Below are 19,192 nucleotides of genomic sequence, written 5' to 3'. Positions count from 1 at the left end.
GAAAATGTATTTTAAGAATAACAGGACTGCTCTTGTCTTCTTGCTGGCAATGCTGGCCGTTGCTCCGATAAAGGCGCAGGTGGCATTTGGCGATGCCGCAAAGTTCAATGACGGATGGCTGTTCCGGCTGACGGACGACTCGGCTATTGTCCGGACTGACTATGACGACAGCGCATGGCGGAAGCTTTCTTTGCCACACGATTGGTCCATAGAGGGGCAATTGTCGCCCACACTGGCCAGTTGCACCGGGTACCTGCCGGGTGGGATAGGCTGGTATCGCAAACACTTCAGGGTTGAAGACAACGCAACGCGTCATTATATCTATTTCGAAGGGGTATATAACCGGAGCGAGGTTTACCTGAACGGGCATCTGCTTGGCAAGCGGCCCAACGGCTATGTATCGTTTCTTTACGACATGACCCCTTATCTGAAGGAAGGCGACAATGTGCTGGCTGTCCGTGTAGACCATAGCCGTTATGCCGATTCGCGCTGGTATACGGGTTCGGGCATCTATCGCGATGTATGGCTGGTGGCTGCTTCCGATACACATATTGCGCAATGGGGTGTGGGCTGGCATGCCGCTTCGCTGACAGACAAGCAAGCCGTCGTTGCGGTCGATGTAGAGGTGGAGAAGCACAAGGCAACTTCCGACAAACTGGAACTGAGGGCTGCACTGTACGATGCTGCCGGAAAGCAGGTGGCACAACGCCGTGTGCGTGTTGCCGATGGAAAAGAAGGTATTACCAAGCAAAGTCTTGACTTGAAAGTGTCCAAACCCCATCGTTGGAATTTGGATAATCCGTATCTGTATACATTGAAAACCGAATTGCTTGCCAATGGCAAACGCATTGACGGCAGTGAGACCAAAGTGGGACTGCGTACGCTGGAATTTGATGCCAACAAAGGTTTTGCCCTCAACGGCAACTGGATGAAGGTAAAAGGTGTATGCCTGCATCATGATGCAGGAGTGCTGGGTGCAGTAGTGCCGCCGGAGGTATGGGAACGCCGCCTGAATAACTTGAAAGGGATTGGCGTAAATGCCATCCGCATGAGCCATAACCCACAAGCTCCCGTTCTTTATGAATTGTGTGACCGCCTGGGATTTCTTGTAATGGATGAAGTCTCTGACGAATGGGAGTTTCCGAAACGCAAATGGGTACAAGGCTGGAATGTGGGTACTCCGAGTTATGACGGTACTTTCGACTTCTTCGAGGCGTGGATAGAACGGGACGTAACCGATATGGTACGTCGTGACCGCAATCATACCTGTATTTTCTTGTGGAGTATCGGCAATGAAGTGGATTATCCGAACGACCCTTATTCGCATCCCGTTCTTGATGGAGCTAAAATCAATCAGCCTATGTTCGGGGGCTATAAGCCGGATGCTCCCGATGCCATGCGCATCGGAACCATAGCAAAGCGTCTGGCTGCCTGTGTACGTGCCGTGGACACTTCCCGTCCCGTGACCGGAGCTTTGGCGGGTGTCGTGATGTCGAACGAGACGGAGTATCCCGATGCTGTGGATGTGGTGGGGTATAACTATACGGAAAACCGCTACGACCAAGACCATGCCACTTATCCGGACCGCATTATCTATGGAAGCGAGACGGGTTCGGGGCTTGATGCCTGGTATGCCGTCCGCGACAAGGATTTCATCTTCGGGCAGTTCATCTGGACCGGTACGGATTATCTGGGTGAATCGGGCAGATGGCCGTCCCGCGGTTTGTACACGGGTTTGCTCGATTTCGGAAGTTTCCCCAAGCCACGCGGACATTTCCGGGCTTCGTTGTGGTGCGAGAATCCGGTCACGTATGCAGGAACATATCCGGTATATGTCCATCCCAAGCATCCCGAGCATGTATTCCTTTCGCCTGATGCATGGGACATCTGGAACTATGACGAGGGGCAGAACATACGTGTGGTGTGTTATACCAATGCTCCGCAGGCGCGTTTGCTGCTCAACGGCAGGGTGGTAGGCGAGATAAAACCTTATGATGAAAAGACCGGCATCATCTACTGGGATATTCCTTTCCGGGCTGGTGAGCTTCGTGCTGAGGGCTGCGATAAGGAAGGAAATGCCTTGTCGAGCTATTCCATCCGGACATCCGGACGTCCTTATGCCATCCGTGCCACGGCGGATCGCACTATTTTGTCCGGCGACCGCGCCACTGCGCACATAACCGTAGAGGTGGTTGACGAAGAAGGTACTGTTGTGAAACTTGGCGACAATGAAATTACGTGTACAGTTGAAGGAGCGGCGCGTCTGCTTGGGCTCGAAGGCTCTGACAACAGTGACATGAGTGATTATACCGATAACCGTCACCGCGTATACCACGGGCGTTTGCTGGCCTATATACAGACTACCGGAGGAGAGGGACCGGTTAAAGTAAAGTTTGCTTCCCCCCTTCTGAAAGGAACTGAAGTAAAGTTTGAAGTAGGGCAGTAGTACACTACTATGGACTTATGTTTGTGCCATCGTATTGGCACAGTCGTGCCAGTACGATGGCAAGGCTGTGCCAGTATGGTGGCACAACTTTGCCAATGCGATGGCACGGGTTGTGCATTTCTTACAGAATGTATTGCACTTCCTTGAACAGATATTCCCGTTCACTTCCTCCTTCATCCTCCAGCACGAACCGTCCGTCTTGCTCTACACGCAGCAACCGGGCAAGGAACTTGCCGTTGGCATCTTCATAAGGGTGCAATCCTCGGCGACGGAAAAGGGAGCGGGCATACCGTGTGGATATCTCGTCGGAGTAGACGGCGAAGTCCTCCATTTGGAGGCTGTTGTAGTAGATTTGTACACGTCTTAGGATATGGGCAAGGATTTCATAACGGTCGTGCTCCTTTCCGGTGATTTGTTTCAGTGAGACGGGGTTGGGAGCATCACTGTTGAAGACTTCCTGGTTGATGTTGATGCCGATTCCGGCAATGCTGCGCCTGATATGATGTCCGGAAAGGTCGTTCTCTATCAGTATGCCGCAGATTTTCTTGTCTTTCCAATAAATGTCGTTCGGCCATTTGATGGTGATTTCATCAGACCATCTGCTCAGCTCTTCCTTAATGGCGAGGGAAACGATTTGTGAAAGGATGAACTGCCGGCGGGCTTCCAGAAAAGAAGGGTAGAGTACAAAGCTGAAAAGCAGGTTCTTGCCTTCTTCAGCTTCCCAGGTGTTGCCGCGCTGGCCTTTACCGGCAGTTTGGAACTCGGCAGTCACGGTTGTTAGTTCGGCAACGGATTCTTGCAACTGGTTGCAAAGCTGGCTGAGGTATTGGTTGGTCGATGCCGTCTCGTCCAATGCCACCAGCGGGAACGGGAATGTGTCAGGGCAGGGCTTCATATTCGGTACGCATTTTTTTGGTGAACTTCTTCAATACTTCTTCCACGGAGTGGTCTATCAGTTGCTTCAACAGTTTGTCGTCGACGTCACCGTCAAGGAACACCTGGTTCCAGTACTTTTTGTTGAAGTGATAGGCACCTTCGATGGCAACATAGTGCTCCCGCAGTTCGAGTGCATATTCGGGGTCGCATTTCAGACAAATCTTGTTGGCGCTTTCCAGGTCGATAAGTGCAAACATTTTATTCATGACTTTCATCACGAGCGAGTATTCGTCAAACGGAAAGCATTCCGTGACGGCTTTTTTGCTGAGGCAATATTCGCGGGCGGTTTCGATGTCCATGATGGTATTTACGGTTTTACGGTTTACAATTTACGATTGAAATAACTCTTGCTTGTCAATTTTCAACTCTCAGAACATCGGCGGATAGAAGGCTTCTTTGAGATGCTCTATCCTGAATGCACCCGGTTCGCCTACAGCCGTTATGATGTCGAAGCGGACGGGTGCATCCAAGCAGAAGTGCTTGATATAGGCATCGGCCGCTACGACAATACGTCGTATTTTCTGCCAGTTCACGGCATCCTGCGGCTCAATGTAATCCGTATTGCTACGGGTTTTCACTTCCACAATAATCAGTTCCTTATCTTTGTCGGCTACAATATCCAGCTCAAGGTGATTCTTCCGCCAGTTACGGTCACGTATGGTGTAACCGTTCTGTTCCAAGTATTTGGCAGCGGCGTCTTCACCGGCTTTTCCAAGAATATTGTGTATTGCCATTATTTCGGCAATTTAATCATGCCTTCATGTCCTCGTCGGTAGATGGCAGGGACCTTCAAGGCTTTGCCTCTCATCAGGGTTTCTGCACTGCGTGTTGTGGGTACCGGAGCCTGACCGGTGATTTCCTGGATGGCACGGGCATATAGGAACTCTTTATCCGAACCATAGTCTCTGTATATGTAATATCCGTCTCCTCTGCCGTAAGGGTCGTTTTCATCTATTTCGATGTCAGGTGTGAACCCATTTTCATAATCTCCAACACCTTTGGCATTATAGATCTGGAAGGTAATGGGAACTACTTCGTAGACATTATTTCTTATGGTATATTCTACTGGTTCCATACCTACATTCTTACCGGTAGTTCTTTTACCTATAAGTGTTACTTCTACATCTATTCCCTTTAGAGAATTGATGACAAGTTCACTGGCTGATGCTGTTCCGCTACCTACGATACAATAGACGTGCTGAAGGTTTAAGGCACCTGCTGATAGAGATGTAGCCAGATTCTCATAGTTGGAATATGCAAACAATTCTTCCTCACGTTTATTGTTGCGTTTTTCCATTCTTTCTTTATTATATCTCAGGCTTGTAAACACCTTGCCTTCAGATTTTGCGCCGGCTATACAAGTTGCTATTAGGTTGGCTGATATAACGTGGCCACCTCCATTGTAACGTAAATCCAAAATTAGGTCAGTGATATTCTGGCTTTTGAATTCTTTGAATACATCGAATAATTCTTGGTCATATCCAGCCTCAAATCCAGAATAAACAAGATAGCCGATCCTGTGCCCTGGAGTTTCTTCTTCTGTTGTCACTTTGCTGAAAAGAACAGGATTGCAGTACATGGCTTCGGAAGATATGTCTTTTTCCTGGGTACCTCCCTCCATATCCTCCTCTGTAATTTTCAGACTGAAAGCCGAAGCAGGTATCAGTAAATCTAGGTAATGTTGCCAATAATTATTCATGGTTAACTTCTCTCCGTTTATTTGCATGATTGAGGAACCTCGTTTAATACCTGCTCGTGCTGCCGGTGAATTGGGATAAACACCTTGTACAAAGAAGTAGATAGTGTAATTATCTTCACTTCCAATTGCGCGGACGTCTGCTCCGGTAATACCGAAACTATAGGTTTGTTCTTTTTTTACCCATTGAGTGGAACGGGTTGAACCGATGGGATTTTTTTTCTGTATGTATGAAAAGAGAGTATATTTCCCATCAGCAGTAGCCTTTTTATCCAAAGTATTGGTAGTCATACTTCCCAATGCATCATAGAAGAAGTCTTCATAGCCTTTGTTATGGTCAAGATTCAACGTTTTGTATTCATCGTTCCAGAGATACATTTCCCTCAGATATTCATCAACTTTTGCGTTAATCTCCATATCTTCAGTGGTTTGGGGAACACTGGTCCCCTTTTGTGTAACTTCAAAACTTGCAGGAGAATAGCCGTCTATATTAATGGAAATTCTGGCTGTCCGGTCGGTGGTGGAACTTGTACTTACAGATAATTTCAAGGTGCTTTGTCCTTTTGTACCCGAGGTCGTATTCAGTTTGCACCAATCCGCTCCTGAGGTGACGGAAGCTACCCATTTGGCTGCAGCATTGAAGCTTACAGACAACTCATTATCCTGGCTGATCTCCAGGGATTTTCCCTCTGTCCAACTCTGATTGGTTATGCCGGTATTAAGTTTATTATCGTCATCGTCACTACATGAGATAAAACTTATACTGAACAATGTGAGTAGAAAGAAACTAAGATAATTTACATGTTTCATACCTTTTAAATTTAGAACTCTCCAAAAATACGTTTTTAATTACTAAATTAAAATGTTTTTAAGAAATACTTTAAGTTTACCGGTCAAAAAAATATTTCAGTGCTATTTAAGTGTTTCCGATATAAAAATTACGTAGGTTCGTTTTGTTTTTACAGAAGTAAAAGTAATTTTGCAGGAAATATGAGAAAGAGAGATAAAACGTGTGCGAAAGCAACGCCCGAAGAACCGAAACGCGAGCAGCGCATGGTATGCCTGATGAGCGAGGAAGAGCAGCGGATTGTGGACCGTTATCTGGAGAAATACAAGATAACGAACAAGTCGCGTTGGCTGCGGGAGACTATTCTCATGTTTATCCATAAGAATATGGAAGAGGATTATCCTACTTTGTTCGGTGAGCACGACATGAGGAGGTGAAAATTAAAAATTAAAGGGGGTGGCGTTGGACGATAGCTATTATATGAAGCAGGCGCTTTTGGAAGCCTATAAGGCCGGTGAACGGGGAGAAGTTCCCGTAGGTGCAGTTGTGGTGTGCAAGGACCGTATCATAGCTCGTGCCCATAATCTGACGGAGACTTTGACGGATGTCACCGCCCATGCCGAGATGCAAGCCATTACCGCTGCCGCTGCAACTCTTGGCGGCAAATATCTGAATGAATGTACTCTCTATGTCACAGTGGAACCCTGCGTGATGTGTGCCGGTGCCATTGCCTGGGCACAGATGGGGCGTCTGGTGTTTGGCGCCGAAGATGAGAAAAGAGGGTATCAGCGCTATGCCTCGCAGGCATTGCATCCCAAAACACAAGTAGTAAAAGGAATTCTGGCAGATGAATGTGCCGCCCTGATGAAAGAGTTCTTTGCCGCCAAGCGCAAATAATCTCTAATCCTTTATCCCTAATCCCTACTCCTTGATTTCTTCAAAATCCACATACTCTCCCTCGTCTTTGGAGAACAGTTTCTTGTGGCGGGGACGTATTTCACCTTCTTCAGTTTGTGCCTCCTCAGACGATTGTCTATTATCATTGTAGGAATACCCTCCCGGCTGGTAATTACCATTTCCTTTTTGGTAGGGACCGGAGTTGGAGGAAGTACGGCGTCCGCCCAATCCGAATATGTTCCGGATGACAGTACCGATAATGCTGAGGCCAATGAGCAGAATGGCAATTATGATGATGAATAAAAATCCTAAAATATGAAACATGGGCTAATGTCTTTTTATGTGTTCGTTTTCTGCGAACTTCAATACAACAACCGTGCCAAAGATTTGTTTATTTACTTTTCCTTGTAATAAGCGAAAGCAGTATATACCAGACGATGATTGCAGAAAAGCTGCAGATTCCCAAGAAGATGAGGAACGGAATGCAGACAAGCAGGAAAATGAAGCTTGTTTTATTGTCTTTCCATGACAGATTCTTGAATTTGAGTGAGAACATTGGAATCTCCGATACAAGCAGCCATGAGAAAAGGCAGACCAGCAGCAACAGATAAACCGGATGGAAATTGCTGCTCACCAGCCAGTCGTGAGCGCCCGTCACCAATGAAGCCCAGAACAAGGCGTTTGCCGGGACGGGAAGTCCTACGAAAGAGCTCGTCTGGCGGGTATCGTTGTTGAACTTGGCAAGCCGCAGTGCAGAGAATACGGACAAAAGAAATGCGAGATAGGGGAAAACGCCGGCCAAGCTTTCCATTGCGCCCGAATAGTCCATTTCCTTGAACAAGGAAAATACAATCAGGGAAGGGGCCACTCCGAAACTGACATCATCTGCCAGAGAATCCAAATCCTTGCCGATAATGGAGTGTGCGTCCAGTGCACGTGCCATCATGCCATCGAAGAAATCGAATACGGCACTGAAGATAATGAAAGCGAGTGCCCATTCATATCTGGCTTCGAATGCCATGACACAAGCAATACACCCGGAGAATAGGTTCAGGCAGGTCAGAGTATTTGGAATATGGCGGGTAATGCAGTTTGCCATTGTTGTTCTTTTATTATTTAAGTTTGGCTATCACAGTCTGATTGCCGGTAGTCAGTTGTCCTAGTTTAACGAATACTTCGGTGCCCAACGGTAGAAAGACATCCACGCGGGAGCCGAATTTGATGAAACCCATATGTTCGTCAATATAGCATTCCTCGCCCGGTTCGGCATAGGTCACGATGCGGCGCGCCATGGCTCCGGCTATCTGTCGTGCCATAATCTCCACGCCTTCCGGAGTTTCTATTACTACGGTGGAACGCTCGTTGTCGGTGCTGGCTTTGGGCAGCCACGCTTTCATGAACTTTCCGTTTTGGTGCCATACCTTCTTTACCGTGCCGTCTACCGGATACCAGTTGGCGTGTACATTGACCAGACTCATGAATATAGATACCATGATACGGCGGTCGTGGAAGTATTCGTTTTCCTCCACTTCTTCCACCACTACGATTTTACCGTCGGCAGGAGCTACCACGACTTTCTCCGTTTCTTGTCCGAACAAACGGATGGGGCAGCGGAAGAAGTTCACGAGTATGCCATATACTATGAGGCTGATGACCGCTACTACGTAAAAAGGAACTTTGCATTCCAATCCGAAGTAAAGGGCAGTGTTGACAGCCAGAATCAGAACCAGGCTGCCTGCCAATGTATGTGTTCCTTCACGGTGTATGCGTATCTTTTTTAATCTTTTTAATCGACCCATGTATATCGTATTTGCTAATTTAGATAGAAATTATCTGCAAAAATAGGCTTATTTTGAAAATCTAACAAGGATTTGGAGAGAGAAATGTGCATGTTGATAACTTTTTGGGAAATATTTTTGTTAGCTGTGATAGAGGTTGTAATTTTAGGCTCTCAATAGAAAGGATATATATGCAAGATTTTGTTCATTTACATGTCCATACCCAATACTCTCTTCTGGATGGTCAGGCAAGTGTCAGCAGGCTGGTTGACAAGGCCATGAAGGATGGTATGAAAGGCATTGCCGTGACCGACCATGGAAATATGTTCGGTATCAAGGAGTTCACCAACTATGTCAACAAGAAGAACAGCGGGCCAAAGGGGGAGATAAAGGACCTCAAGAAAAGGATTGCCGGTATTGAAAGCGGTGAGATAGAGTGTGAAGACAAGGAAGCGGAGATTGCCGATTGTCGTGCCAAGATGGCAGAAGCGGAAAGCAAGCTGTTCAAGCCGATTGTAGGCTGTGAAATGTATGTGGCCCGCCGAACCATGGATAAGAAGGAGGGGAAGCCGGACCAGAGTGGCTATCACCTGATTGTGCTGGCAAAGAATGAGAAGGGGTATCACAATCTGATAAAACTTGTATCGCATGCCTGGACAAGGGGATACTATATGCGTCCGCGTACAGACCGCAGTGAACTGGAAAAGTACCATGAGGGGCTGATTGTCTGCTCGGCTTGTATCGGTGGCGAGGTTCCTAAGAAGATTATCAATGACCAGCTGGAAGAGGCAGAAGAAGCTGTACGCTGGTATAAGAATCTGTTTGGCGATGATTACTATCTGGAGCTTCAGCGCCATAAAGCCACTGTTCCCCGTGCCAACCACGAAGCCTATCCGCTTCAGCAGAAGGCGAATGCCAAGTTGCTGGAGCTTGCCCGGAAATATGACATTAAGGTTATCTGCTCCAATGACGTCCACTTTGTGGATGAAGAGAATGCAGAAGCGCACGACCGCCTGATTTGTCTGAGCACGGGTAAAGATCTGGATGACCCTACCCGAATGCTTTATACCAAGCAGGAATGGATGAAGACAAAGGCTGAGATGAACGCCTTGTTTGAGGATGTTCCCGAAGCCTTGTCCAATACCTTGGAGATTTTGGACAAGGTGGAATATTATTCCATCGACCACGCTCCTATTATGCCTACGTTTGCTATTCCGGAAGATTTCGGAACGGAAGAGGGCTATCGGCAGAAATATACCGAAAAGGACTTATTTGATGAGTTTACCCAGGATGAAAACGGCAAGGTGGTGCTGGATGAGGATGCCGCCAATGCCAAGATAAAGCGTCTGGGGGGCTACGACAAGCTGTACCGTATCAAGCTGGAAGCCGACTATCTGGCAAAATTGGCATTCGACGGTGCTAAAAAACTGTACGGTGATCCCTTGTCCGACGAGGTGAAGGAACGTCTGGTCTTTGAGCTGTACATCATGAAGACGATGGGTTTCCCGGGATACTTCTTGATTGTGCAGGACTTTATCAATGCCGCCCGCACACAGCTGGGCGTTTCGGTAGGACCGGGACGTGGTTCGGCTGCCGGCTCGGCGGTGGCCTATTGCTTGGGCATCACGAAAATAGACCCGATTCAATACGACCTTCTGTTCGAGCGTTTCTTGAATCCCGACCGTATCTCTTTGCCTGATATCGATGTGGACTTCGATGATGACGGGCGTGGAGAAGTGCTCCGCTGGGTGACGGAGAAGTACGGGCAAGAGAAGGTGGCGCACATCATTACATATGGCACGATGGCGACCAAGATGGCCATCAAGGACGTGGCGCGCGTGCAGAAACTGCCTTTGAGCGAATCGGACCGTCTGTGCAAGCTCGTGCCGGATAAGATTCCCGACAAGAAACTCAACCTGCCCAATGCCATTGCCTACGTGCCCGAATTGCAGGCTGCGGAGGCTTCGCCCGATCCCCTGGTGCGCGATACGATGAAATATGCCAAGATGCTGGAAGGTAATGTACGCGGTACGGGTGTGCATGCCTGCGGTACTATTATTTGCCGTGACGACATCACGGATTGGGTACCCGTCAGCACGGCGGATGATAAGGAGACGGGCGAGAAGATGCTCGTTACCCAATACGAAGGTTCCGTCATCGAAGATACGGGACTTATCAAGATGGACTTCCTCGGACTGAAAACCTTGTCCATCATTAAGGAAGCCGTTGCCAATGTACGTCTGCACCGCGGCTTGGAACTCGACATCGACAAGATATCCATTTCCGACCCTGCTACCTATAAACTCTATTGCGACGGCCGCACCATCGGTACGTTCCAGTTTGAATCGGCCGGTATGCAGAAATATCTGCGTGAGTTGCAACCGAGCACTTTCGAGGACTTGATTGCCATGAACGCCCTCTACCGTCCGGGACCTATGGATTATATCCCCGACTTCATCGACCGTAAGTGGGGACGCAAGCCCATCGAGTATGACATCCCCATCATGGAGAAGTATCTGAAGGATACCTACGGCATTACGGTCTACCAGGAGCAGGTCATGCTTCTGTCGCGTTTGCTGGCAGACTTCACCCGTGGTGAGTCCGATGCCTTACGTAAGGCGATGGGTAAGAAACTGCGTGACAAGCTGGACCACATGAAGCCGAAATTCATTTCGGGTGGACAAAAGAACGGCCACGACCCGAAAGTGCTTGAGAAAATCTGGGCCGACTGGGAAAAGTTTGCGTCCTATGCCTTCAACAAGTCACATGCCACTTGCTATTCGTGGGTGGCCTATCAGACGGCTTTCCTCAAGGCCAACTATCCGGCCGAATACATGGCGGCGGTCATGAGCCGAAGTTTGGCGAATATTACCGATATAACCAAACTGATGGACGAATGCAAGGCAATGGGCATCAATACATTGGGGCCGGATGTGAATGAAAGTAACCTGAAGTTCACCGTGAACAAGGAAGGCAATATCCGTTTTGGTCTTGGCGCGGTGAAAGGGGTAGGCGAGGGTGCTGTGCAGAGCATCATGGAGGAACGCGAGAAGAATGGTCCTTTCAAGGGTATATTTGATTTTGTGCAGCGTGTCAATCTGACAGCCTGCAACAAGAAGAATCTGGAATGTCTTGCTTTGGCGGGCGGGTTCGACAGCTTCCCGGAGCTGAAGCGAGAGCAGTATTTTGCCGTAAATTCCAAGAACGAGGTCTTCCTCGAAACCTTGGTGCGGTATGGTAACCGTTACCAGGCCGACCAGGCTGCGGCTGCAAACTCCTTGTTCGGCGGTGAGAATGTGGTGGATATCGCCACTCCGGAAATACCGGTAGCGGAACGTTGGAGCGACCTCGACCGTTTGAACCGGGAGCGCGATTTGGTAGGTATCTATCTGTCCGCACACCCGTTGGATGAGTATTCCGTAGTTCTGGAGCATGTTTGCAACACTCACATGGCAGAGCTGGAAGATAAGACGGCACTTGTGGGACGCGAAATAACAATGGGTGGCATCGTGACCGCCGTGCGTCGCGGTATCAGTAAAAATGGAAATCCTTACGGCATAGCCAAGATTGAAGACTATTCCGGTTCGGCAGAGCTTCCTTTCTTCGGAAATGATTGGGTGACCTATCAGGGGTATCTGGGTGAACGTACCTTCTTGTTCATCAAAGCCCGTTGCCAGCCCAAGCAATGGCGGCAGGATGAGTTGGAGCTGAAGATAACCTCCATGGAACTGTTGCCTGACGTCAAGGAGAAACTGATTGAGAAGATAACCATTCTCATTCCGCTGAGTGTGCTGAACAAGGCTCTGATAACTGAACTGGCGGAACTGACCAAGGAACGTCCGGGCAGTACGGAGCTTTATTTCAAAGTCAGAGATGAGGATAGCAAGATGACGGTCGATTTGATTTCCCGTCCCGTGAAGCTTTCCGTGGGGCGTGAACTGATTGCTTATTTAAAAGAGCGTCCGGACCTTGAGTTCAGGATTAATTAGTTATCTTTGTTGGAAAACGAAGATAGGCTGCACCTCGGCATAAAAAATGAACAAGTTCATTTTGTTTTGCATTCGGTTTGCACTATCTTTGCTTCGAAAGCGAAGGTTGATAAAACGCAATTGACAGTAAATTAATAATTATAGTTGACATTTAATATTAAAAGAAATGGCTTTAGAAATTACAGACAGCAATTTTCAAGAAATCCTGGCAGAGGGAAAGCCGGTCGTTATGGATTTCTGGGCACCTTGGTGCGGCCCTTGTAAGATGGTGGGACCAATCATCGATGAATTGGCTACTGAATATGAAGGAAAGGTGATTATTGGCAAATGTGACGTGGATGAGAACGGTGATGTGGCTGCCGAATATGGCATACGCAACATCCCTACAGTCTTGTTCTTCAAGAATGGAGAGCTGGTGGACAAGCAGGTAGGTTCTGCTCCGAAATCTGCTTACGTGGCCAAGATAGAAGCGATATTATAAGGTACTATTTGACGATTTACGATTTACCCTTTCGGCATCATGGCGCCGCCAAATAGTAAATAGTAAATCGTCAAATAGTCAATAACATTAACCCTTTAAGCAATAGTAAGTATGGGAATGGAAGACGATTTTTTGCAGAATGATGTCGATGATGAAAAGACCATCGAGTACATCAAGAATTATTTGCCGCAGGAGTTGAAAGAGAAGTTCTCTGACGACGAGTTCTATTATTTTCTCGATTTGATTGACGAGTACTATTCCGAGAGCGGCATCCTTGATGCACAGCCGGATGCGGATGGGTACATCGAGATTGATTTGGGGAAAATCGTGGACTATATTGTCAAGGAAGCCCATAAGGATGAGATGGGTGACTATGATCCGGAAGAAATCCTTTTCATCGTACAAGGTGAGATGGAATATACGGAATCTTTGGACGAAGAATAGTCTGTATCAAAAGTATAGTAAAATCGCGGATGAGCATGGCTTCATCCGCGATTTCTTGTTTTTATGTGACCGGTGGCGTATTCAGAAAAAAGAAGATGGACGTGCCGATGAGAATGACACCCAATACACCGTAGAACAGGCGAGCTTGTCGCCGCCCTACATTTTGTACGATAAACTGGGTGTTTCGGGCAGTAAAGAACCAGTTCCAGTCCAATATGGCTGCCAGCAAGGCGATGATGCCTGCGACGGCAAAAATCCCTTGAACGATGTATTGGCTCATGGAGAACTAAAAATTATAAATTAAAAAGAGGGGGAGGGGTTATTCAAAGTCTTCCAGGGTGACTTTCCGCTCTCCGTTCTCTATTTCCTCAATGGTCACTTTGATGGTATTACCCGGCAGAAGCTCCTCTACCAGCTCCGGCCATTCTATGAAGCAGAGGGCGCCGCTGTAGAAGTAATCTTCGTACCCCATGTCATACACTTCTTCCAGCTTCTTGATGCGGTAGAAGTCAAAATGGTAAATCAGTTCGCCGGCAGTGTCGGAACGGTATTCGTTGACAATGGCGAAGGTAGGGGAGGTGATGACGTCGGAAACGCCCAATTCCTCGCAAACGGCTTTGATGAAAGTCGTCTTGCCCGCCCCCATTTTTCCATAGAGGGCGAAGACGGTATTGTCACCCATTTCAGCGATGAACTGGCGGGCGGCTTCGTGAATCTGGTCTAATGACTGAATTTTGATTTCCATTGTGTCTTTTGATTTAGCGTTGCAAATATAGCCAAAAACTTTTTCCCGTCTTGCAAATGGCATAGATAATGATGGAAAAGAATATGATGGATGCACCCGAGGGGACATTCAAGTAGAAAGAAATCATCAGCCCGCCCAGGCAACTGAGGTAACCGATGCCGATGGAAAGCCAGATGATGCGGTGGAACCGGTGCGAGAACAAGTTGGCGGTCATCTGCGGAACGGTGAGCAGCGAAATGACCAGCACGATGCCCACCATGCGCAGGCATGCCACGATGGCCAGCGCAATGAACATCATCAGTACATATTCGAATACCTGCACCGGAATACCTTGCGAGCGAGCAAACTCCCGGTCGAAAGCCACGTAGATGATGGGATGGAGATACAGCGCGAAAAACAGTATCAGCAGGACGGCGAGCCCTCCCAATAGAGCGATGTCGCTCCAGGTAATCGTGAGAATGTTGCCGAAGAGATAGGCGGACAAGTCGGGGGCGAATCCCGGCGAGAGGAAAGTGAACATGATGCCCAGTGCCATGCCCAATGTCCAGAATACGGCAATGGCGGAGTCTTCCCGCATGTCCTTCCGTTTGCTGAGCCACTCTACACCGAAAGCGGACAAGACTGCAAACAAGGCTGCCGACAGAATGGGGGAAATGCCGGTATACAATCCCAGGCCGATACCGCCAAAAGATGCATGCGTCAATCCGCCGCTGATGAACACTAGTCTCCGGGTAACGATGTACGTGCCTATCAGCCCGCAAGCAATGCTTGCCAGCAGACTGCCGATGAGGGCATGTTGGAAAAAAGTGTATTGCAGTAGCTCCATTTATTCAATTAAAAATTAAGAATTAAAAATTAAAAGTTGGATGTGGAGTGTTAGGAATGGGGGGTGAGACGGCGTTCGCCGATGATGAGGAACACTTCATCCTTGATGTTGTCCGGCAAGGCTATGCCACGCAGTTGCAGGCTGCGCACCCATCCGGCTACGTCCGTGTCTTGCATGGTGTAGAACACGTCGCGGAACTCGTCTTCCTGCTCGGGAGTATAGGCATCGGGAGCGGTGCCGATGTATTTGTCCAGTTCTTCGTCATCGTAATATTCTATTTGCTTGCTGACGGCTGCCAGCAGGCTGTCACGTTCGCAGGTTTCGTGCTGTCCGCAGCACTCGGCATCCACTTCCTGCACTTCGGGCATGGCGTCCAGTTCGCCGCGGTCTATCTTCTTCTGCAGTTTCCGGTTGCGTATAATTCCGGCTGTGGCTGCCACGAGGGCAAGGGCAATCAAGCTAATAATCAATATCCACATGGGCTTCCTTTTCTTGAAAAACATGTTCCATTAATAGAACGGACAAAGATACATATTGTTTTGTACACGACAAAATAATGCTTCAGATTGCAGGTAGGTAGATTACTTCCACCCGACGCAGGCATTACTTGCTTGGAACGTAGTGTAAAACTACTTTGGATACATCCTAATCTTAGAATGTATCCTTTATTTCTAAGAATAAAGGTTATATTCTTAAGAATAAAGGCTGTATTTCTAAGAATAAAAGCTTTATTCTAAGATTGCATTGCATTTTGGCAGACTTTAAATCCCGCCTTTTGCAAGTCTTCCCAGTAAGCAGGGTAAGATTTGGTAACGACCTGTGGTTCATCTATCTGTATTTGGGGCAGTACAAGGCAGGCGGGGGCAAATGCCATGGCCATACGGTGGTCTTCGTAGGTGGCGATGACGGGGTCAGCGTCTGCCGGGCAGCGTTCGCCATCCCACAACAAGATGCTGTCTTGCTCGGAGCGCACGACGTAACCCAGTTTACGCAGTTCCGTAATGAGGGCGGTGATACGGTCGGTCTCCTTTATTTTAAGGCTTTGCAGTCCGGTGAAGCGGAAAGGGATGTCCATCAGGCAGCAGGTGACGACAAAGGTCTGCGCCAGGTCCGGGATGTCCACCATGTCTTCGTCGAGACGGGTGGCGGGAGTACCCTTACGGATCAGTTTTACTCCCCGGTCTGTATATTCGGTATGGACGCCGAGGCGGGCAAAGACTTCCGCGCCGCGGCTGTCGCCTTGATAGCTGTGGGCGAAGAGACCGAGCAGTTCGATTCCTTCAATTTTTAATTTATAATTTTTAATTCCTTCTATTGCCATCATCTGATACCAGTAAGAGGCGGCGCTCCAATCGCTTTCCACGGTGAAAGGGGTATCCGTGTATCTGCCGGGGCTGACGGTGATGCAATCTTCGGAGGTCCAGTCGGCTTGGGCACCGAAGTCGCGCATCAGTTGCAGGGTTAGGGTGATGTAGGGGCGGGAGATGATGCTGCCCGTCAAGTGCAGGCGCAGGCCTTGGGGAAGGACGGCGCCAATCATCAGCAGGGCGGATATGTATTGTGAGCTGACGTTACCGGCAAGGGATATGTCGCTGCCGGTCAGTTCCGTTCCGGTGATGCGCAAGGGGGGGAAACCTTCGTTTCCGACGTATTCTATCTGGGCGCCGAGCTTCCGCAGGGCGTCTACCAGTATGCGGATGGGGCGTTGCTGCATGCGTTGTGTACCGGTGATGATGCGGGTGCCCGGAGTTACACTGAGGTAGGCGGTGAGGAAACGCATGGCGGTGCCGGCGGCAAGGATATCTATATGTCCGGGATTTCCGTCGAGGGCGCGGGTCATCACCATGGTGTCGTCACAATCGCTCAGATTGCGGGGCAGGATATTGCCATGGGCAAGGGAGTGGAGGATGAGGGCGCGGTTGCTGATGCTTTTGGATGCCGGGAGTTGTATGGCGGCATGCAGGGCGATAGGGGCAGAAATGGTATATCGCATGGTCGTATTTGTTAAGTTACGGTGGTAAGGAGTTTTTTTATTGTCACTGCAAAAGTAGGATAAATCTTTGGGAAATGGAAAAAAGGAAACTTGTTTCTGTGGTTTCAATCTTTCGTTTATCTTTGCGGAGGTAAGTCCTGCTATCGGGACGGATAGATATAATTAAGCATCATTCTTATGGAAATAGATTTAACCACCCCCGCCTTGCTGTTTTCGGCCATATCGCTGATTATGCTGGCCTATACCAACCGTTTCTTGTCCTATGCCCAACTGGTGCGCACCTTGAAGGAACAGTACATGGAGAACCCGTCTTCGGTGAAGGCGGCGCAGATTGCCAACCTGAGGAAGCGGCTCTACCTGACGCGTGCCATGCAGGTGGCGGGTATCGGCAGCCTGCTGCTGTGCGTGGTCAGCATGTTCTTTGTCTATATCCGTCTCCATCTGCTTTCGGCCTATATCTTCGGTTTGGCGCTGATATTGCTGATTATTTCGCTGGCCATATCGGTGTACGAAATATATATATCGGTGAAGTCTTTGGAGATACATCTCAACGATATGCACGAGTAGAGGCACTACGGGATGATGTTCCGTACGGGGAGTTCCAGTTCTCCCCAGTCAATCATGGCATTGAACAGTCTGGCGGTGGAGAACGACGGCAAGTCTTCCGGTCTGATGTCTTTTTCCTGCAAGATTCCTTCTTCCAGCAAGGCTGCCCGTCTGGTCCCTTTCAGCAGGGGATGTGCTGGCGTGTACCAGTGGGTGCCGTCGGAAAGGGCGATGTTGGCGATGGAAGTGTCTGTCAGCAGGCCTTGTTTCACAATCAGAATGTCGTCGCATGCGCCGCGCAGGGCAAAGAGGCGGTTCAGCGGTTCGCGTCCGGCGCTTTTGTAGGTGTAGTCGATGTGGTCTGCCTGCATCAGTGCCAGCGAATGCACATGCCGCATGGCGTAGGGGGAGTAGCTGATGTCTTCAATGCCTTTTTCACCATACACTACGCGTGCCTTGACGATACCTGCCTTGCAGATGCCTGTCTCGCAGATAGAGTGCAGATAATCGGACAGTTGCAGCGGTGTGCTTTCCGGCCAGAAGTGGGCGCGGGTATCGTTCAGCCTTCGGTTGTGGCGGGAAAGGTTGCAGACCCTTCCGTGGTCGATGCGTATGGTCTCAATAAATAGGCACATATATTTTCTGTATTACTTCGTTGTATTCGCTTTCCCACCGGCTTTTGGCGGTGATGCCGCCTCCTGCCTTGAAGTGGAGCCGGCCGTTTTCCTGCTCGATGAAGCGTATCATGACGGCGCTGTCCAGCTGTCCGTCGGCATAATACCCCATGATGCCGGTGTAGAAGCCCCGGCGGTAGTCCTCGGCCTGGGCGATGATTTCTACGGTTTTGGGCTTGGGGGCACCGGTGATGGAGCCGGCAGGAAGCAGGCGGAAGATGATGTCGCCCAGGTGTGCGGTGTAGTCTTCGGGCAGGGTGCCGCATATCTCGGAGCTGGTCTGGAGGATGGGGCCCTTATTGGTTTGCAGGCGGTCTATGTATCGGTAGGAGGTCACTTCGACGTGTTCCGAAACCATGCTGAGGTCGTTGCGTATCAGGTCGACGATGGTGGCGTGCTCGGCTGCCTCTTTGGTGTCCTGCATCAAGAGCTGTTCCGCATCGGGCAGGGTAGCGTCGATGGTGCCTTTCATGGGGAAGGACTTTATCTTGCCCTTCTCTATGCGGACAAAGATTTCGGGGGAGAAGCAGACGAACCGGTCTTTCAGCCACAGCTTGTACAAGGCTTCGGAGTGGAGGAATATTTCTTCCAGTGTCAGATTGGTGGTGACGGGTACCCGGCAAGTGAGGTTCGTCAGGTAGCTGTTGCCTGCCAGCAGGTTTTGCTTCACGAGGTCGAACGAATGTCTGTATGCGGTGGGGGAAGGGGGAATGATGTCCCACTGAATAGGGCCGGCGCATCGGGCGGCTGTGCTTCTGGCAAGGGCTGTTGCAGCCGCCCCCGCGTTGCCTGCCTTCGGGAATTGGAAAAGGCAAGTGGCGGGGTCTATCCGGTCGAGGGGCTCGATGTGCGACCGCTCTTGCACGTAGTCTACGATGAAGAGGAAGGGCACATTGGCTCCGGCCAGTGCGTTCATGCGGGCGATGGTTTCTGTCCGGCTGTACGTCTTCATGC

21 protein-coding genes are annotated in these 19,192 nt (G+C 49.3%); 7 read left to right on the top strand and 14 right to left on the bottom strand.

Annotation, left to right across the window (positions count from 1 at the left end; translation table 11 throughout):
• Positions 1–4 precede the first annotated feature (4 nt).
• On the top strand, positions 5–2,446 hold the full coding sequence (locus CSD97_RS10280; protein WP_005835104.1) for a sugar-binding domain-containing protein: 2,442 nt from the start codon (positions 5–7) through the stop codon (positions 2,444–2,446).
• Between the two features lie 121 nt (positions 2,447–2,567).
• On the opposite strand, the gene CSD97_RS10275 is transcribed toward CSD97_RS10280, so the two are convergent.
• The 4 genes from CSD97_RS10275 to CSD97_RS10260 form a co-directional block, all read right to left on the bottom strand.
• A complete protein-coding gene (locus CSD97_RS10275; RefSeq protein WP_005835105.1) occupies positions 2,568–3,341 on the bottom strand; it encodes a biotin--[acetyl-CoA-carboxylase] ligase in 774 nt (257 codons plus the stop codon).
• On the bottom strand, positions 3,325–3,681 hold the full coding sequence (locus CSD97_RS10270; RefSeq protein WP_005824210.1) for an MmcQ/YjbR family DNA-binding protein: 357 nt from the start codon (positions 3,679–3,681) through the stop codon (positions 3,325–3,327). Before CSD97_RS10270 ends, CSD97_RS10275 begins: the two co-directional genes overlap by 17 nt.
• Positions 3,682–3,750: 69 nt before the next feature.
• Positions 3,751–4,116 carry a YraN family protein gene (locus CSD97_RS10265; protein ID WP_005835106.1) on the bottom strand — a complete coding sequence of 122 codons (366 nt, stop codon included), beginning with the start codon at positions 4,114–4,116 and terminating at the stop codon, positions 3,751–3,753.
• The gene (locus CSD97_RS10260; RefSeq protein ID WP_005835107.1) at positions 4,116–5,888 is read right to left on the bottom strand and encodes a S41 family peptidase; all 1,773 of its coding nucleotides are present in this window, start codon (positions 5,886–5,888) and stop codon (positions 4,116–4,118) included. The genes CSD97_RS10265 and CSD97_RS10260 overlap by 1 nt, the downstream gene beginning before the upstream one ends.
• Positions 5,889–6,068: 180 nt before the next feature.
• Between CSD97_RS10260 and CSD97_RS10255 the strand changes: the two genes are divergently transcribed.
• Both CSD97_RS10255 and CSD97_RS10250 read left to right on the top strand, forming a co-directional pair.
• A complete protein-coding gene (locus tag CSD97_RS10255; RefSeq protein ID WP_005824205.1) occupies positions 6,069–6,302 on the top strand; it encodes a hypothetical protein in 234 nt (77 codons plus the stop codon).
• Positions 6,303–6,327: 25 nt separating this feature from the next.
• Complete coding sequence (locus CSD97_RS10250; RefSeq protein WP_080597314.1) at positions 6,328–6,762, top strand: nucleoside deaminase; 435 nt, start codon at positions 6,328–6,330, stop codon at positions 6,760–6,762.
• Between the two features lie 24 nt (positions 6,763–6,786).
• Here CSD97_RS10250 and CSD97_RS10245 read toward each other — a convergent pair whose 3' ends face one another.
• From CSD97_RS10245 to CSD97_RS10235, 3 genes are all read right to left on the bottom strand, one after another.
• Positions 6,787–7,086 (bottom strand): DUF4834 family protein, encoded by a 300-nt coding sequence (locus CSD97_RS10245; RefSeq protein ID WP_005824202.1) that lies wholly within the window; start codon positions 7,084–7,086, stop codon positions 6,787–6,789.
• A gap of 67 nt (positions 7,087–7,153) precedes the next feature.
• Entirely contained in the window at positions 7,154–7,861 is a 708-nt protein-coding gene (pssA, locus tag CSD97_RS10240) for a CDP-diacylglycerol--serine O-phosphatidyltransferase (protein WP_005835110.1), read from the bottom strand.
• Between the two features lie 13 nt (positions 7,862–7,874).
• Complete coding sequence (locus tag CSD97_RS10235) at positions 7,875–8,561, bottom strand: phosphatidylserine decarboxylase family protein (protein WP_005835112.1); 687 nt, start codon at positions 8,559–8,561, stop codon at positions 7,875–7,877.
• A 170-nt stretch (positions 8,562–8,731) separates the two neighbouring features.
• Here CSD97_RS10235 and dnaE point away from each other — a divergent pair, with 170 nt between their 5' ends.
• From dnaE to CSD97_RS10220, 3 genes are all read left to right on the top strand, one after another.
• A complete protein-coding gene (gene dnaE / locus CSD97_RS10230; protein WP_005835115.1) occupies positions 8,732–12,529 on the top strand; it encodes a DNA polymerase III subunit alpha in 3,798 nt (1,265 codons plus the stop codon).
• Between the two features lie 166 nt (positions 12,530–12,695).
• A complete protein-coding gene (gene trxA, locus CSD97_RS10225) occupies positions 12,696–13,010 on the top strand; it encodes a thioredoxin (RefSeq protein WP_005824191.1) in 315 nt (104 codons plus the stop codon).
• A gap of 111 nt (positions 13,011–13,121) precedes the next feature.
• Positions 13,122–13,454: a hypothetical protein gene (locus tag CSD97_RS10220; protein ID WP_005824189.1), complete on the top strand. Its 333-nt coding sequence runs from the start codon at positions 13,122–13,124 to the stop codon at positions 13,452–13,454.
• Between the two features lie 61 nt (positions 13,455–13,515).
• Here CSD97_RS10220 and CSD97_RS10215 read toward each other — a convergent pair whose 3' ends face one another.
• The 5 genes from CSD97_RS10215 to CSD97_RS10195 all read right to left on the bottom strand — a co-directional run bounded on the left by CSD97_RS10215 (position 13,516) and on the right by CSD97_RS10195 (position 17,018).
• Positions 13,516–13,734: an immunity 17 family protein gene (locus tag CSD97_RS10215; protein ID WP_005835118.1), complete on the bottom strand. Its 219-nt coding sequence runs from the start codon at positions 13,732–13,734 to the stop codon at positions 13,516–13,518.
• A 39-nt stretch (positions 13,735–13,773) separates the two neighbouring features.
• On the bottom strand, positions 13,774–14,199 hold the full coding sequence (tsaE, locus tag CSD97_RS10210) for a tRNA (adenosine(37)-N6)-threonylcarbamoyltransferase complex ATPase subunit type 1 TsaE (protein ID WP_005824185.1): 426 nt from the start codon (positions 14,197–14,199) through the stop codon (positions 13,774–13,776).
• A 13-nt stretch (positions 14,200–14,212) separates the two neighbouring features.
• On the bottom strand, positions 14,213–15,025 hold the full coding sequence (locus tag CSD97_RS10205; RefSeq protein ID WP_098032359.1) for a metal ABC transporter permease: 813 nt from the start codon (positions 15,023–15,025) through the stop codon (positions 14,213–14,215).
• Positions 15,026–15,075: 50 nt separating this feature from the next.
• Positions 15,076–15,504 carry a hypothetical protein gene (locus CSD97_RS10200; protein ID WP_034523094.1) on the bottom strand — a complete coding sequence of 143 codons (429 nt, stop codon included), beginning with the start codon at positions 15,502–15,504 and terminating at the stop codon, positions 15,076–15,078.
• Between the two features lie 254 nt (positions 15,505–15,758).
• On the bottom strand, positions 15,759–17,018 hold the full coding sequence (locus CSD97_RS10195; RefSeq protein WP_098032358.1) for a 3-phosphoshikimate 1-carboxyvinyltransferase: 1,260 nt from the start codon (positions 17,016–17,018) through the stop codon (positions 15,759–15,761).
• 177 nt (positions 17,019–17,195) lie between these two features.
• Between CSD97_RS10195 and CSD97_RS10190 the strand changes: the two genes are divergently transcribed.
• Complete coding sequence (locus CSD97_RS10190) at positions 17,196–17,585, top strand: DUF2721 domain-containing protein (RefSeq protein WP_005824170.1); 390 nt, start codon at positions 17,196–17,198, stop codon at positions 17,583–17,585.
• 5 nt (positions 17,586–17,590) lie between these two features.
• On the opposite strand, the gene CSD97_RS10185 is transcribed toward CSD97_RS10190, so the two are convergent.
• Both CSD97_RS10185 and CSD97_RS10180 read right to left on the bottom strand, forming a co-directional pair.
• Positions 17,591–18,199 (bottom strand): aminotransferase class IV family protein, encoded by a 609-nt coding sequence (locus tag CSD97_RS10185; protein WP_005835123.1) that lies wholly within the window; start codon positions 18,197–18,199, stop codon positions 17,591–17,593.
• On the bottom strand, positions 18,183–19,190 hold the full coding sequence (locus CSD97_RS10180; protein WP_005835124.1) for an aminodeoxychorismate synthase component I: 1,008 nt from the start codon (positions 19,188–19,190) through the stop codon (positions 18,183–18,185). Before CSD97_RS10180 ends, CSD97_RS10185 begins: the two co-directional genes overlap by 17 nt.
• Positions 19,191–19,192: the final 2 nt, after the last annotated feature.

The sequence above is a fragment of the Bacteroides sp. AR29 genome, assembly GCF_900217715.1.
In the GTDB taxonomy this organism is placed as follows: domain Bacteria; phylum Bacteroidota; class Bacteroidia; order Bacteroidales; family Bacteroidaceae; genus Bacteroides; species Bacteroides uniformis.
Note: the sequence above shows the minus strand (reverse complement) of the source record. Positions and strands in the feature narration are given on the sequence as shown.